This window comes from Sphingobium fuliginis, from assembly GCF_004152845.1.
Taxonomy (GTDB): Bacteria; Pseudomonadota; Alphaproteobacteria; order Sphingomonadales; family Sphingomonadaceae; genus Sphingobium; species Sphingobium fuliginis.
Genome location: NZ_SEON01000003.1, coordinates 360,587 through 376,308, shown reverse-complemented (window position 1 = coordinate 376,308; position 15,722 = coordinate 360,587). Strand labels below are relative to the sequence as shown.

Annotated in this window: 12 protein-coding genes; 5 read left to right on the top strand and 7 right to left on the bottom strand. The window is 64.0% G+C overall.

Going from position 1 to position 15,722, the window contains the following annotated elements:
* Nucleotides 1–25: 25 nt before the first annotated feature.
* Genes EWH10_RS10590 through EWH10_RS10570 form a run of 5 tightly spaced genes read right to left on the bottom strand, consistent with a single transcriptional unit; the run spans nucleotide 26 to nucleotide 5,448 of the window.
* Nucleotides 26–850 (bottom strand): HTD2 family dehydratase, encoded by an 825-nt coding sequence (locus EWH10_RS10590; protein WP_044662432.1) that lies wholly within the window; start codon nucleotides 848–850, stop codon nucleotides 26–28.
* Nucleotides 847–2,055 carry a CoA transferase gene (locus EWH10_RS10585; RefSeq protein ID WP_044662431.1) on the bottom strand — a complete coding sequence of 403 codons (1,209 nt, stop codon included), beginning with the start codon at nucleotides 2,053–2,055 and terminating at the stop codon, nucleotides 847–849. Before EWH10_RS10585 ends, EWH10_RS10590 begins: the two co-directional genes overlap by 4 nt.
* Before the next feature lie 6 nt (nucleotides 2,056–2,061).
* Nucleotides 2,062–3,078: an NADP-dependent oxidoreductase gene (locus EWH10_RS10580; protein ID WP_044662430.1), complete on the bottom strand. Its 1,017-nt coding sequence runs from the start codon at nucleotides 3,076–3,078 to the stop codon at nucleotides 2,062–2,064.
* 10 nt (nucleotides 3,079–3,088) lie between these two features.
* Nucleotides 3,089–4,234, bottom strand: a complete 1,146-nt coding sequence (locus tag EWH10_RS10575) for an acyl-CoA dehydrogenase family protein (RefSeq protein ID WP_044662429.1) — start codon at nucleotides 4,232–4,234, stop codon at nucleotides 3,089–3,091.
* 32 nt (nucleotides 4,235–4,266) lie between these two features.
* Nucleotides 4,267–5,448 carry an acyl-CoA dehydrogenase family protein gene (locus EWH10_RS10570; RefSeq protein WP_044662428.1) on the bottom strand — a complete coding sequence of 394 codons (1,182 nt, stop codon included), beginning with the start codon at nucleotides 5,446–5,448 and terminating at the stop codon, nucleotides 4,267–4,269.
* Nucleotides 5,449–5,715: 267 nt separating this feature from the next.
* On the opposite strand from EWH10_RS10570, the gene EWH10_RS10565 reads away from it, so the two are divergent.
* Nucleotides 5,716–6,942 (top strand): cytochrome P450, encoded by a 1,227-nt coding sequence (locus EWH10_RS10565; RefSeq protein ID WP_044662427.1) that lies wholly within the window; start codon nucleotides 5,716–5,718, stop codon nucleotides 6,940–6,942.
* A gap of 13 nt (nucleotides 6,943–6,955) precedes the next feature.
* Nucleotides 6,956–7,147: a ferredoxin gene (locus EWH10_RS10560; protein WP_025548817.1), complete on the top strand. Its 192-nt coding sequence runs from the start codon at nucleotides 6,956–6,958 to the stop codon at nucleotides 7,145–7,147.
* 122 nt (nucleotides 7,148–7,269) lie between these two features.
* On the opposite strand, the gene EWH10_RS10555 is transcribed toward EWH10_RS10560, so the two are convergent.
* Together EWH10_RS10555 and EWH10_RS10550 are read right to left on the bottom strand one after the other, a co-directional pair.
* Entirely contained in the window at nucleotides 7,270–8,745 is a 1,476-nt protein-coding gene (locus tag EWH10_RS10555) for an aldehyde dehydrogenase family protein (RefSeq protein WP_044663166.1), read from the bottom strand.
* Nucleotides 8,746–8,755: 10 nt separating this feature from the next.
* On the bottom strand, nucleotides 8,756–10,141 hold the full coding sequence (locus EWH10_RS10550) for an MFS transporter (RefSeq protein WP_044663165.1): 1,386 nt from the start codon (nucleotides 10,139–10,141) through the stop codon (nucleotides 8,756–8,758).
* 390 nt (nucleotides 10,142–10,531) lie between these two features.
* Here EWH10_RS10550 and EWH10_RS10545 point away from each other — a divergent pair, with 390 nt between their 5' ends.
* The 3 genes from EWH10_RS10545 to EWH10_RS21985 all read left to right on the top strand — a co-directional run bounded on the left by EWH10_RS10545 (nucleotide 10,532) and on the right by EWH10_RS21985 (nucleotide 15,718).
* A complete protein-coding gene (locus EWH10_RS10545) occupies nucleotides 10,532–13,585 on the top strand; it encodes a TonB-dependent receptor domain-containing protein (RefSeq protein ID WP_044662426.1) in 3,054 nt (1,017 codons plus the stop codon).
* 318 nt (nucleotides 13,586–13,903) lie between these two features.
* Nucleotides 13,904–15,247 (top strand): UDP-glucose dehydrogenase family protein, encoded by a 1,344-nt coding sequence (locus EWH10_RS10540; protein ID WP_025548811.1) that lies wholly within the window; start codon nucleotides 13,904–13,906, stop codon nucleotides 15,245–15,247.
* Nucleotides 15,248–15,553: 306 nt separating this feature from the next.
* Entirely contained in the window at nucleotides 15,554–15,718 is a 165-nt protein-coding gene (locus EWH10_RS21985) for a hypothetical protein (protein WP_157009833.1), read from the top strand.
* The last annotated feature ends 4 nt before the right edge of the window (nucleotides 15,719–15,722 follow it).

Here is a 15,722-nt window from a genome sequence, read left to right as displayed (position 1 = left end):
CTCGAAAAACTCCTCTCTCAGAACTTCAATAAGCGACGTCCGCCACCATGGCGTCCATGCCGTCGCAGCGAATGGCGCGGAAGCGACCGCCCTCATCCTCGCGCAGCAGCACGCTCTGGCCGCAAAAGACCGGGGCGACGGCGCGGAAGGAGAAGCGGCTGGGCATGCGCCCTCCGTTGCGGGCTTGGCCGAACAGCTTGGCGGCGGTGAAGGGACCGTGGATCACCAGCCCCGGATAACCTTCGTCCGCGCAAGCATAGGGCAGGTCGTAATGGATGCGATGGCTGTTGAAGGTCACGGCGGAAAAGCGGAACAGATCGACCGTGGACGGCGTCCAGACAGCGTCCTTCTCCTCCGAGGGGAATGGGGCCGGAACGATGGCGGGAGTCGCGCCGCCTGCATCGCGATAGACGATGGTCTGGGTCTCGCGCACGCATTCATCGCCCCCCTGGACGATGCGATGGTCCACGGTCAGCAGGATCAGCTCGCCGCTGCGTCCCGATTTATGCGCGACATCGCGCACGGTGGAGATGCGGGTCGCCTCCCTGTCGAGCAGCAGAGAGGGACCGAATGCCATGTCCGATGCCGCGAACATGCGGCGGGGCAGGCTGACCGGGGGCAGGAAGCCTCCGCGTCTGGGGTGGCCGTCGGGACCGATCCGGTCCGCTGCGGCGACGGGCAGGAAGAAGGCCCAATGGGCGAGGGACGGCTGGATTTCCCCGACGTTCAGCGGTTCGCCTATGGCGGCTGCAAAGCGGGTGAGCGCCTGACTATCCAGAATTTCAGTGCGGCTTTCTGTCTTGCCGATCCAGCTGCGCCAATGGGCGATGTCGGCTTCGGTCACGGTCATGCCACCAGCCCTTCATCATGCAGCCGTCCGATCGCGCCGCTGTCCAGGCCCAGTACGGTGGCGAGCACTTCGTCGGTATGTTGCCCCAGTTTCGGCGCGATGGCGACGGGACCGCGCGCTTCGTTCGCCAGCGTGCCGGCCGGACCGGATGTCGGATAGCTGAGGCCGCTCGGATGGGTCAGTGTTTCGAACAGCGGATTGGCGGTGAACAGGCGCGCGTCGGTCGTCACCGCCCGATGCAGCGTCTGATATTCGCCCCAGGTGACGCCGCCCGCGTCGAAGGCGGGTTTCAGCGCTTCGGCCGTGCGGCCTGCGAAGGCAACCTCGAACAGCGGGAAGAGGCGGGCGCGGTGGGTGAAGCGGGCGCCTTCATCCCTGGCGAAGCTGGTCCCAAGTTCCGTTTCGATGGCGGCCACCGCATCGCTGAGGTCCAGCGTCTTGAGCAGGCCGCTCCACTGGCGCGGCGTGATGGCGACGACGATCAGCCGCTTGCCGTCAGCCGTGATGAAATCGCGTCCGAAGGCGCCGAACAGGTCATTGCCCATGCGGGGGCGGTCTCCGGCGGACAGCACTTCCGCCACCGAACCCAGATGCGACAGGCTGGACGCCGCCAGATCGGACAGGGGAACGCGGATTTCCGCGCCCTGGCCGCTGGTCCTGCGGCGGAGGAGGGCCGACGTCAGCGCGAAGGCGGCATAGGCTCCGCCCAGCAAATCCCACGCCGGCAGCACATGGTTGACGGGCCGTTCGTCATCGGCCGGCCCCGTCATCTGCGGCACGCCGACCGCCGCGTTGATCGTATAGTCGACCGCTGGCGATCCGTCAGCCCAGCCCATCACCCGGACGGTGATGATGTCGGCGCGCCTCGCCGCCAGCGCTTCGTGGCTGAGGAAACCCTTCACCGGATAGTTGGTGAGGAACAGCCCGGCATTGTCGCCCGGCGCCGTCGCCAGCGCCACGGCCAGTTCGCGGCCTTCGGGACGGCCAAGGTCGATGGCGATGGATTTCTTGCCCTTGTTCAGCCCCTCCCAATAGAGGCTGTCCCCACTGGCCGCGACCGGCCAGCGGCGGTAGTCCGGACCGCCGCCAATGGCGTCGAAGCGGATCACTTCCGCGCCCATCTGAGCGAGGTGCAGGCCACAGGATGGCCCAGCTATGAAGGCGGCGCCTTCGACGACGCGCAGGCCTTTCAGCAAATCATACATGCAGTTTCACCCCAGGAATCCGACAAGGGTCCGACCGATATTCGCGCCGGTGAACAGACCCCAAAAGGCATCCAGCGCCTTGTCGATCCCTTCATAGACCGTTTCCGCCGAAGCCATTTGCCCCGCGGCGTTCCAGGCCGTCATCCGCTCCACCATCTCGCTCTCAAGGTCCATATGGTCGAGTGCGATGAAGCCTTCCATGCGGATGCGCTTGGTCATGATCATGGTCAGGTTGCGCGGTACGGTCGGCGCATCGGTGACGTTATATTGGGAGATCATCCCGCACACCGCGAAACGGGCGAAATTATGAGCCAGCGACAGCGCGGCCTGCAAATGATCGCCGCCGACATTTTCGAAATAAACGTCGATGCCCGTCGCGCCGATCGCCTTGACCTCACGGGCGAGCGCTTTGGTGAGGTTCGGCTCCGCCTTGTAATCGATGGCGGCGTCGACCTTCAGCACATCGCGCAGGAAGGCGGTCTTTTCCGGGCCGCCCGCCGATCCGATTACCTTGCATCCGGTGTTGCGGGCGATCTGGCAGGCTATCGAGCCGACCGCACCGGACGCTGCCGAGACGAATACGACCTCGTCAGGTTGCAGCCGTGCGATCCGCATCAGCCCGGCATAGGCCGTCAGGCCCGGCATCCCGGCGAAACAGAGCCAGGCCTGGGTGGGGAGGGCGCTCCTGTCCCGCTGCTGAAGCGCACTGGCAGGGGCGTTGAAAACCTCCCGCCATCCAAGGCGGGAGAAGACGAGATCGCCCGGCGCGAAGACCGGATCATTGGAAGCGATGACCTCTCCGATCGCCGGCCCCTCCATCGGCGCATCGAGCGCGAAGGGCGGGACATAGCTCTTGGCGTCGCTCATCCGCCCGCGCATGGCGGGATCGACCGCCATCCACAGGTTGCGGACCTGCACTTCGCCCGGACCGGGCGGCGGTGCGTCGACCGTGACCATGGCGAAGTCTTCCGCGACCGGCGTGCCGATCGGGCGGCGCTTCAGGTGGATTTCACGCGATTGCATGCCGGTCGCCTCAATAGCCGTTGAGCCGCGCCCAGCGCTCGCGATGCCAGGCGGTCGAGCCATAGCATTGCGCCGCCACCCGCGCCCGCTTCAGATAAAGTCCCGCATCATGCTCATGGGTCATGCCGATGCCGCCGTGAAGCTGGACCATCTGGGATGAAATACCGTGCAGCGTTTCCCCAACGGTCGCCTTGGCCAGGGAGGCGAGGGCGGGGAGGGCGGGATCGTTCGCGTCCATGGCGTCCAGCGCCGCCTCCACAGCCGATCGGGCGAGCTGCAGTTCCCCGAACATCTCCGCCGCGCGATGCTGCAAGGCCTGGAAGGAGCCGATGACTGCGCCGAACTGCACCCGCGTCTTGAGATAATCGAGCGTGGTGTCGAAGGCCTGGGACGCATTGCCCAGCATTTCCGCCGCTAGGCCGATGGCCGCCCGGTCGAACAAACTGTCGAGCAGGTCGATACCCTTGCCCACTTCGCCCAATACGGCGTCAGCGCTCACCGTCACATTGTCGAAGCTGAAGAGAGCGGGCCGCCGCGCGTCGATCTGGTCCAGCGCTTCCCGCGAGAGGCCGGGCGTATCGCTTTCCACCAGGAACAGGGTGATCCCGTCCCTGTCGCCAGGGAGGCCATGGGTGCGCGCCGCGACGATGGCGAAGGTCGCCGCCATGCCATCCTGCACGGGCCGCTTGATGCCGTTCAGCACCCACCCGTCGCCCACCGCCATGGCGGCGAGCGCGATCTTCTCGCGCTCATGCTGCGACCCTTCCTCCGCCGCGAGCGTGCCTATGGCCGATCCGTCGGCAATGCCCGGCAGCCAGCGCGCCTGTTGCGCCTCCGTCCCGCCCAGCCGCAGCGCCGATGCCGCCACCAGCGCCGAACTCAGCAGCGGCGAAGCGCCTAATGTCCGACCCAGTTCTTCCAGCACCAGTCCCATGCTGCGACAGCCGAAATCGGAGCCGCCCTGCGCCTCCGGCACCAAAATGCCCGTCCAGCCCATCTGGGCCATTTCCGTCCAGGCCGCCGGATCGAAACCCTCCGCATCCGGCCGGCCGCCACCATCATGGCCATAGAGCGACCGCAGCGCCGTCACGGGCAGGCGATCACGCACCCATTCCGCCGCCATGTCCCTCAGCATCTGCTGTTCTTCGTTCAGCATCCTCCCGATCCCATCCTTATTCGTCTCTTTTGTCAGGCCGGCAGATCCAGCGTGCGCTTCGCCGTGATGTTGTTCTGGACTTCATAACTGCCGCCGTAGATCGAGAAGGCCTTGCTATGCAGCCAGGCGCGCGTCGCTTCCCGTTCCGCGTCGGTATAATGTTCGCCCGACCAGCCGAGTCCGTTCGCGCCCATCAGTTCGACCAGAAGTTCCGCCCTTTCCTGGATGATACCGGACCAGAGATTCTTTAGAGCCGAGACCCCATTGCTGGGACCGCCGCTTTTCGCCTCCCGCGTCAGGCGCGCAACCGTCGCCAGATAGGCTTCGTGCCGCATGGCGTTGCGGACCATGCGCACCCTGAGGTCGGGATTGTCGATCCGTCCCATGCTGTCCGTGCCGCAATATTCATGAGCTAGCGGCGCCAGCGGCGTAATCTCCGCCTTCACATCCGACAGGCTGTTGCGTTCGAACTGGAGCAGGCGCTTGGCGATAGCCCAGCCCTGATTGACTTCGCCAACCAGATTGCCCTTGGGCACTTTCACATCGTTGAAGAAGACTTCGCAGAAATGGGTCGATCCGCTGATGAGGACGATAGGGCGGGTTTCGATCCCCTCGGATTTCATGTCGATCAGCAGGAAGCTGATGCCGCCCTGCTTTCGGCTGGTGTCGGTGCGGACGAGGGCGAAGCACCAGTCGGCCTGGTCGGCGCCCGATGTCCAGATCTTCTGCCCGTTGACCAGCCAATGATCGCCCATGTCGATGCATTTGGTCTGGAGCGAAGCAAGGTCGGACCCTGCGCCCGGTTCCGAAAATCCCTGGCACCAGCGCCGTTCATTGGTGGCGATGAAGGGCAGATGCTCCAGCTTCTGTTCCTCGCTGCCATATTCCAGCAGCGTCGGGCCCAGCATCATCGTGCCGTAGCTGCGGATCGGATTGAAACCGCCGATCGCAGCCAGTTCCTGCCCGATGATCTTGGCCTGCGCCTCGCTAAGGCCGGCGCCTCCATAGCGCGGTTCCCAGGTGGGCACGCCCCACCGCTTTTCCGCCATGCGTTCGCGCCACAGGCGCCAGTCGGCATTGGATTCCGCCGCATGCCGGTCGCTGACGAAGTGAATGGATGGAGCATTGGTCAGCGAAGGCGGGAAATTCGCCCGCAGCCATGCGCGCGCTTCCTGCCGGAACGACTGCGCTTCCATTCCATCCCACTCGGCCATGCACCCTGTCCCTGTTTCCCGCAAAAGCCACGCGGCCTTCCGATGGAGCATCCCGCCTCCATGACCGAATCCTTATGCCAATTCTGCACCGCTGGCTAGGTATAAATTGCACAGGTGGGTAAAATTAGTCGCATCTTCATTGATCATGACCGTGATGGTTGACAGCTTTGCCACAGGTCATAAACTATACTCAAATGCAAAATTGATAAGATCAGCCGCAGCCTTGCGATTCGGCGGCGGGCGGCTCGTACATAGGAGAGCGCGCATATGGAGACCTTCGCGGCCCGACCCATTCCGGCGCATGTTCCGCCCGATATGGTCGGCGATTTCAGCCTGTTTTCCTCGCCCGGCATGCAGCCGACGCCCAATGGCGATCCGCAGGCGGCCGCCGCCGTCGTGCATCAGGGTCCGCGCATCTTCTATTCGCCGGTCAACACCCGCGACGGGCGCGGCACATGGGTCATCACCCGCGCGCAGGATCAGCGGAAGGTGTTGCAGGACCCGGAAACCTTCTCCAGCCATCGCAGCATCTTCGCCTCCGCCCTGGGGGAAAGCTGGCCGATGATCCCGCTGGAACTGGACCCCCCGGACCATGGCAAGTTCCGCTCGCTGCTCAACCCGCTGCTCTCGCCCAAGCGGGTGATGGCGCTTGAAAGCGCCGTGCGGGAACGGGCGATCTTCCTGATCGACAGGATCGCGGCGGCGGGCACCAGTTGCCATGTCATGGAGGATTTCGCCTTTCCCTTCGCGGTGAACATCTTCCTGCGCTTCCTTGGGCTGTCCGACGATCGGCTGGATGAATTCGTCCGCTGGGCGAACGCACTGCTGCATGGCGACAATGTCCAGCGTCCCGCCGCCGCGCGGACCATCATCGGCTTCATCGACGAATTGTCCGCCGAACGGCGCAGGCGGCCGGTCGATGACTTCATGTCCTTCCTGGTGCAGTCGAAGATCGATGACCGGCCGCTGACCGACATGGAAATTCGCGGTACCGGCGTGCTGCTGTTCATCGCAGGGCTGGATACGGTGGCGGCCGCCATAGGCTTCGACCTCAACTATCTGGCGCGGCATATGGACGACCAGCAATTGCTGCGCAGCGATCCGTCACGGATCGTGCTGGCGGCGGAGGAACTGCTGCGCGCCTATCCCACCGTGCAGATGATCCGCGTGGCGACCCGGGACATCGATTTCGAAGGCGCGCCGATCCGCCGGGGCGACTATGTGTCCTGCGCGACGATGATCGCCAATCGCGACCCGCTGGAATTCCCGCATCCCGAAAGGATCGACCTTGCGCGGGAGGATAATCGCCACACCGCCTTCGCCTATGGCCCGCACCGCTGCCTGGGATCGCATCTCGCCCGGCGGGAGATCGTGGTCGGGCTGGAGGAATGGCTGAAGCGCATTCCGCCCTTCCGCATCAAGCAAGGCACGGCGCCGGTCACTTTCGGCGGGCATGTGTTCGGCATCGAAAATCTGGTCCTCGACTGGTCCTGAGGAGGGACTTTCCATGAAAATCATCGTGCACAATGACAAATGCCAGGGCCATGCGCGTTGCTGGGCCATGGCGCCGAATATCTTCGAGCTGGACGATGAGGGCTATATCAAGCCCGGCGACATCGACGTGGCGGAGGCGGATGAGAAGCTTGCCTGGAAGGGTGCGAAATCCTGCCCGGAAAGGGCGCTGGAAATCGGCAAGTGAACCGGAGGCAGGGAAGGGGGCGCTCCTGCTGAGGCAGGGGGCGGTTCCGGCGACAGGACTGGGCTGCCGCGAGCCCCCCATCTCGCTCCAATGCCTTCGCGGGAGCGGGAAGGGGCTCCAGCTTATGTCCTGATCCACACGCCCTTGGTCTGCAAATAGGCGTCGATATGTTCGGCGCCGCCCTCCCGTCCGAAACCGCTCATCTTGTAGCCGCCAAAGGGGACGGACGGGTCCATCGCGAAATAATGGTTGACCCAGATCGACCCCGCCCGGATGCGCTTCACCGCCGTCATGGCCTTGCCGATGTCCTTCGTCCACACGCCGCCCGCCAGGCCGAAGCGCGTCGCATTGGCGCGAGCGATCACCTCGTCGAAATCGTCGAACGGCATGATGCAGGAGACAGGGCCGAAAATCTCCTCCCGCGCGATCCGCATCTCATCCTTCACATCGGCAAAGATGGTGGGCGCGACCCAATGGCCCTTGTCGAAGGCGCCGCCCGTCACGCGCTCGCCGCCCGTCACGAGCCGCGCGCCTTCCATCGGCCCCAGTTCGAGATAGGAGGAGACGCGGGCATATTGCCTGGCCGACACCAGCGGACCGATCTGGGTGTCGGTGTCGAGGCTGGGGCCGATCTTCAGAGCCTTCGCGAAGGCGGCGATGCGCTGGACCATGTCCTCATAGACAGGACGTTCCACGAACAGTCGCGTGCCGGCCGCACAGACCTGACCCGAATTGTTGAATACCCCCATCGCCGCTGCTGGCGTAGCCATGTCGAGATCGGCATCGGCGAAGATGATGTTGGGCGACTTGCCGCCCAGTTCCATCGTCACCTTTTTCACGGTCCCGGCGGAAGCGGCGATGATCCTCTGGCCGGTCTCGCAGGAGCCGGTGAAGGCGATCTTGTCCACATCGGGATGCGCGGACAGGGCGCCTCCGGTTTCGCCCGCGCCGGTCACGACATTGACGACGCCCGGCGGCACACCCGCCTCCAGGCACAGTTCCCCGAAGCGGAGCGGGCTGAGCGATGCATCTTCTGCGGGTTTCAGGACGATGGCGCAGCCGGTCGCGAGTACAGGCCCGACCTTCCACGCCGCGCTGAACAGCGGGCCGTTCCATGGGATGATCGCACCCACCACGCCCACCGGCTCGCGCAGCGTGTAGGACAGCAGGTCCACCGGGAAGCTGTTGGACAACGTCTCCCCATGGATCGCCGTTGCGGCCCCCGCAAAATGACGCAGCGAACGTTGCAGCATGCCCCGCAATCCACGAGCAGCCGTGATCGGGCGGCCCATTTCGATGCAGTCGAGCAAAGCGAGATCGTCGAACTCCGCATCCACCAGATCGGCCAGCTTCAACAGCACAGCCTGCCGCTCGGCCGGTTTGAAACGGCTCCATGGCCCTTCAAAGGCGGCGCGGGCGGCGCGGACGGCGCGGTCCACATCTTCCGCGCCCGCCAGCGCCAGTTCGGCCACCAGTTCGCCGGTCGATGGGCTGAAACTCTGGAACGTCTCGCCGGACAGGGCGTCGACAGGCCTGCCGTCGATCAGCAGCTTTTTGGGCTTGCCGTCGATGAAGGTGGGGCGGCGTGTCTCTATCATCGGATCATCCTCAAGCAATGGCTTCATGGGCGCGCCGCATCGAGGCGCGACCGAAGGCGAAAAGAAGCGCGGCGGGCAGCAGCACGCAGAACACGCTGATGACGAGCGACAGGCCGACCTTCATCTCGTCGCCCAGCAGCTTGTCGGTGACAAGGCCGATGAAGGCAGGCCCGCCCGCCATGGCGATCAGGCCGGACGCCAGCACATAGAGCGCCGACACGCGCCCGCGCAGATATTGCGGCGTCACCACCTGCACCGTGGCAGGCCCCATGCTGGAGGTGGAGAGGATCAGCGCCATGAAGCACCAGTAGCAGGCGACGGTCGTCCAGGGGCTGCTGACCAGAAAGGCGGCGATGCCGAAGGGCGCCGAGGCCAGCACCGTCAGCAGGCACCAGAACAGATGGGCGTCGCGCTTCCCCCGGCGATAGAGCCGGTCGACTGTCCAGCCATGCAGCGGGATCATCGCCGCCGCCCCGATCTGGGCGAGGCCGATGACCGGCCCGATCCGTCCCGGTTCCCAGCCATGAACCCGCGCAAGATAGACCGGCGTCCACAGCTGGAAACCGATGGTGGCGGCATAGGCCAGGCCGAAGCCGACAAAGGTCGCCAGATAGAGCGGCATATATTCGCGCATGAAGGCCCATGCCTCGCCATAGCCCGCGCCCGCGCTGATCGCCCTGCGCCGGGGCGGTTCGCGAAAGGCGAAGACCAGGAAGGCGAGCGCTATGCCGGGCGCGCCGGTCATGATGAACACCTGTTGCCAGGGTTGCAGCAACCCGAAGACCGGCCAATCGGCGGGGCCGGCCTTCATCGCGGCGGCGACGATCGGGCCGCCGAACAGGAACACGATGCCCGCGCCCATCACCCCGCCCATGATGAAGACGGACATGGCGAGCGAAACCTTGTGCGGCGGGAAGCTGTCCCCGACCACCGAATAGCTGCCGGTGCCGAAGCCCGACTCGCCCGCGCCGACGCCTGCCCGTGCCATGGCGAGCGCCGCGAAGCTGCCGGCAAGGCCGCAACTCGCCGCCGCGATACTCCACACCGTCACCGACAGATAAAGGACGACTCGGCGGCTGAAGCGGTCCAGCGCCATGCCCAGCGGAATCGCGCACAGACAGAAGAGAATGGCGAAGGCCGGTCCTTGCAACAGGCTGATCTGGAGGTCCGACAGGCCCAGGTCCTTTTTGATCGGCCCGACCATGAGGGCCATGATGTTTCGGTCGGTCAGTGATAATATGTACAGCAGGAACAGGATCGCCACGGTCAGCCAGCCCATCAGGGGCGAAGGATAGGCGGCCTGTTCGGGGAGAGGTGAGGCGATGTTGGCTTCGACATCTCCGTGCGCGCCGCCTGATCCTGACGATGACGCCATCGTCGCGGAAATCTGCGTCATGGTTGCGCTGCCCCGTCGCAAATGGCGCTGTCTGACTGACGATCATGCGGCAAGGCCACTCTCCCTATCTCTCGGCCCTGTAGCGCCCGGCACGGTCTGCCGGCGCACTGCCGCTCCAGCCATTATAACGCACATTTCTGCACAGTGGGTCAATATATGTTCGTGGCATGTGCGCGGAAACAGCGGACCGCCGGGGCGGCGCGGGGAAATTATGCCGGGGGATTCCGGTGAAGGGAGTGTGGAATATCTGCAATTAACTTTTCCCACTGGTGCAAAATTTATTGACATCGGCGTTGGCTGGGATAACTATAAAAGTGCACACGGGGATAATAATGATCGCGCCCGGTGACGTTGCCGGACAAAGATCGTGCAGGGAGAGGAAAAGGAAAGATGACGAAGGACAGGCTGTTCATATCGTCGCTGGCCGTCGGCGCCAGCATCATCGCAATGGCAGTGCCCGCCTGGGCGCAGGAAATGGCCGCGGCGGCGCCCGCGCAGGAAGATGCCGTGCCCCAGGCCGCGGCGCCGGCGAGCAATGCCGACATCGTCGTGACGGGGTCGCGCATCGTGCGCGACGGTTATACCGCGCCGACTCCGGTGACGGTCGCATCGACGGAGGAACTGGCCAAGACGACGCCCTCGGGCGTGGCCGACGCGCTCAACAAGCTGCCCCAGTTCAACAATTCGCTGAGCCCATCCAAGTCGGCGAATAATTTCTCCAACCTGCCGATCCACGGCAATGTTCTGAACCTGCGCGGCCTCGGCACGCCCAGCAACAATCCGAAGGGGCCGTTGCGTACGCTGATCCTGTTCGACGGGATGCGGGTTTCGCCCACCGAATATGTCGGCACCATCGATACCAACGTCCTGCCGCAACTGCTGATGCAGCGTGTCGACGTGGTGACGGGGGGCGCTTCGGCCCAATGGGGTTCCGATGCGGTCGCGGGTGTCGTCAACTTCATCCTCGACAAGAAGTTCACGGGCTTCAAGGGCGTGGCCCAGGCAGGCGTGGACCAGCGCGGCAATAACGGCAACCAGCGGCTGGGCGGCGCATTCGGCGCGGATTTCGCCGGCGGCCGCGGCCATGTCCTGCTGAGCGCGGAATATTCCAACAGCGACGGCATGTTGCGGCAGGACCGCGACTTCGCGACGCAGGGCTATAATTTCGTCGGCAGCGTGACATCCACCTGCGCTCTTTCCGCCAACGGCCAGTCGCGCACCTGCACGGCGGCGCCGGGCACGGTTGCCAATCCCTATGTGGTTGCGCCGGACATCCGCATCTCCGCCCTGGCCGCCAACGGCCGTATCGTGGGGTCCAGCGTGGCCGGCAATCCGTTCGTCGGACGGGTCATCAACAATGACGGCTCCACCCGCCCGTTCAACCTGGGGACCGTCGTCGGTACCACCGGCTTCCAGCAGGGCGGCGACGGCTACAAGATTCCCGACGACACCAATGCGATCTCGCCGCTCACCAACTATAACGGTTTCGGCCGGGTCAGCTACGACCTGACGGACGACATCAATTTCTTCGTCCAGGGGCTCTACGCCCGCAGCAAATATCATTATTTCACACAGGGCAATTCGCTGATTCCGGCGACGCAATCGGCGCGCATCTACAAGGGCAATCCCTATCTCTCCACTGCGCTCGACGGCGCGCTGACAGGCGCGAACGATTATTATGTCGTCGGTCAGCAGGATGCAGGCCAGCCCAAGCCGATCGCCTATGAAAAGACCGATTATTGGACGGCGACGACCGGCCTTGCGGGCAAGTTCGACGACTTCAACTGGCAGGTGACCTACAGCCACGGCGATTCGAAGCATTCGATGGACAATGTGGGGCTGTACGACAACCAGAAGCTCTATGCCGCGCTCGACGCCGTGCGCGATCCCTCGACCGGGCAGGTCACCTGCCGCGTGCTGCTGAACCCGACCTATGCCAGCCAATATGCCGGGTGCAAGCCGATCGACGTGATGCATGGCGATCCGTCGAAATCGACGCCGGAGGGCTACGCCTATGCGACCGGCACCTCCAGCTATCGGGCGCGCTTCAAGCAGGATGCGATCGCCGCCAATATCAGCGGCAGCCTGTTCGAACTGCCGGCAGGCCCGGTCGACATCGCGGTGGGCGTGGAATATCGGCGCCAGTCCCTGCGCCTAACCAGCAATGCCGATCCGTCGCTGCTGGACACGGATGCGGAGCGGGAAGCCTATTTCGCCGGCTTGCGCGGCGTCCCTCGGGCGGAATCGGCGACGGTTCCCTATCCCACCGGCTCGATCAACACGCTCTTCTATTGGCTGACCAATGTCGGATCGGCGGCGGGCAAGCTGAACGTCAAGGAAGCCTATGCCGAACTTGCGGTGCCGATCCTGAAGGACACGCCCTTCTTCCGCGAATTGAGCGTGAACGGCGCGATCCGTGTGACCGATTACTCCACCTCCGGCACGGTCAAGACCTGGAAGGTGGGCGGCACCTGGAAGCCAGTGGACGACCTGCTGCTGCGCGGCACCTATTCGCATGACATCCGCGCGCCCAATCTGTTCGAACTTTATGCCGGCGCGCAGAGCGGCATCGGCATCGTCAATGACGTCAGGAGTGCGGACGGGAGCTATGGCAGCGGCCAGAACGTCAATGCCAACACGGTGACGTCGGGCAATCCCAATCTGAAGCCGGAAGTGGCGGACACCTACACCTTCGGCGCGGTGTTCTCGCCCAGCTTCCTGCGCGGTTTCTCGGCCTCGATCGACTATTACAACATCAAGGTCGACAAGCTGATCGACTCCCTGTCGGCGCAGCAGATCCTGACCAACTGCCTCAATGCCGGCGGATCGGGCGTTGCGGAATGCAATCTGATCGAGCGCGCCAGCCCGACCAGCTTCCCGTCGCTGATTCGTCTGACCCCTGCGAACATCGCCTTCCTGAAGACGGCGGGCATCGATTTCGACTTCACCTATCGCACGGCGGTCGGCAATGGCGGGCTGGGCCTGCGGCTCTACCTCAACTATCTCGACAAGTTCGATGCCCAGCAATATGCGGGCGCGCCGATCGCCCATTATGCGGGCGTCAGCGTCGTCACCAGCAACCCGCAGGGTTTTCCGCGCTGGCGCGGCAACCTGACGGTGGACTATACCAATGGCCCCTTCGGCCTCACCATTGGCGAACAATATATCGGCAAGATGCGGCTCGATATTCCGGGCGGCGCGACGCCGATCCAGTTCGTCAATCCCAAGGTGAAGCCGGTCTGGTACACCGACCTGACGATGCGCTACACCATTCCGCATGGCGATGGCGGCAATTTCGAATTCTTCGCGACGGTCAACAACCTGTTCGACAAGAAGCCGCCGCTGATTCCCGGCACCGTGCCGGGCGTCAACCCGCCGACCAATATCGCGGTGTACGATATTGTCGGCCGCGCCTTCACGGCCGGCGTGCGCGTCAAATTCTGACCGGTTCCTCAGGGCGAGGGCGAGGGGCGGGAGCAGCGATGCTCCCGCCCTTTTCCATGGGCTAAGCGCCTGATCCGCGCCCATATGTGTGCGAAGAGCGGCAGGCTGCGTTGCATCCAGCCCGCGCAGGACGGTATGCTGCGCTGCGTCAATCGCCGGCTGGTTCCGGCCAATTGGGCATCGGGCTCGGTCGCCTGGCGCCCAACCCATGATGAGGGATGAGGGTCCGTGCATCCGGGGTTTCCCGGAATGGATTCCTGCGTCCTTTCATGATCGGTTGGCCGTCGGTCGAAAGCCGTTTGAAGAAGGAGAATAGTGATGCGGATCGTTATGACCGGCTCGGGCTATGTCGGCCTGGTATCCGGCGCGTGTCTCGCGGATTTCGGCCATGATGTCATCTGCGTGGACAAGGACGCGCGCAAGATCGAGTTGTTGCAGGGCGGCGGCGTTCCGATCTACGAGCCGGGCCTTGCCGATCTGATCGCGCGCAATGTGAAGGCGGGTCGCCTGACATTCACCACCGATCTTGCCGGATCGGTTAGCCAGGCCGATGTGGTGTTCATCGCCGTCGGCACCCCCGCGCGGCGAGGCGATGGGCATGCGGACCTGAGCTATGTCTATGCCGCCGCGCAGGAGATCGCTTCCAACCTGAGCGGGTTCACCGTCATCGTCACCAAGTCCACCGTTCCGGTCGGTACGGGGGACGAGGTCGACCGCATTGTCCGCGAAACCAATCCCGATGCGCAGTTCGCCGTCGCCTCCAACCCCGAATTCCTCCGCGAGGGTGCGGCGATCCAGGATTTCAAGCGCCCTGACCGCATCGTCGTCGGCATAGAGGATGAGCGCGCCCGCCCCGTGATGGAGGAGGTCTATCGCCCCCTCTACCTCAACCAGGCGCCGATCCAGTTCACCGGCCGCCGGACAAGCGAACTCATCAAATATGCCGCCAACGCCTTCCTGGCGATGAAGATCACCTATATCAACGAAATTGCCGAACTGTGCGAGAATGTCGGCGCGGACGTCCAGCAGGTGGCGCGCGGCATCGGTCTCGATAACCGGATCGGTTCGAAATTCCTTCATGCCGGGCCGGGCTATGGCGGCTCCTGCTTCCCGAAGGATACGCTGGCGCTGGTCAAGACGGCCGAAGACGCCGGCGCGCCGATCCGCCTGATCGAAACGACCGTGGCGATCAACGAAAGCCGCAAGCGGGCCATGGCGCGGAAGGTGGTCGCGGTCTGCAACGGGTCGGTGCGCGGCAAGACCATCGCCGTGCTGGGCTTGACCTTCAAGCCCAATACCGACGACATGCGCGATGCACCGTCGATCGCCATCATCCAGGCCCTGCAGGACGGAGGCGCGCAGGTGCGGGCCTATGATCCGGAGGGGATGGATGCCGCCCGTACGATGATGGCGAATGTCGAATTCTGCGATAATCCCTATGTCGCGGCGCAGGGGGCTGCGGCGGTCGTCATCGTCACGGAATGGGATGCGCTGCGGGCGCTCGATCTGCCGCGCCTCAAGGGCATCATGAGCGGCGACGGTCTGGTCGACCTGCGCAACATCTATCGTCCGGCCGATGCCGAGGCGGCCGGCTTCGCCTATGTCAGCGTCGGCCGCGGCGCCACGCCCGAGATAGAAGAGTTGGTTCAGGCGGCGGAATAAGCCGCGACCGAAATCCCTTCCCTCGCGGTAAGGGCTGGAACAGGCGCGCTCCCGGCCTTGTGTCGGGAGCGCTTTTCATTTCCGGCGTGGAAATCCCGGGTCATATCGATTCTGAAAACATGGCCAGGTTCAGCCAGTTTTCAGCATGTCCACCAACAACTCGTCGCAAATTCCGAAAGGATACGACGAGTCGTCGTTGACCCGAAGTTTTTGTTAACCTTCTTGGGGGACCCTATTGGGGTTAACTGCGGGGGTCGCAACCATGCCTGTCAAAATGACTGGCTCCATTTTTGGAGCCGGAATGCTTTGTATTTTCGCAGCGGGAGCCGCTACGATCATGACTGGGGGGTCGACATCGAATATGACGTCGACTGCAACCAGTACCAGTTCGCAGCTTCTTTCCGCCACGAACTCCACAACGATAACGTCGTCGACGATCAGCGGTTCCACGACGATGAACATTGTCTCTGATTTT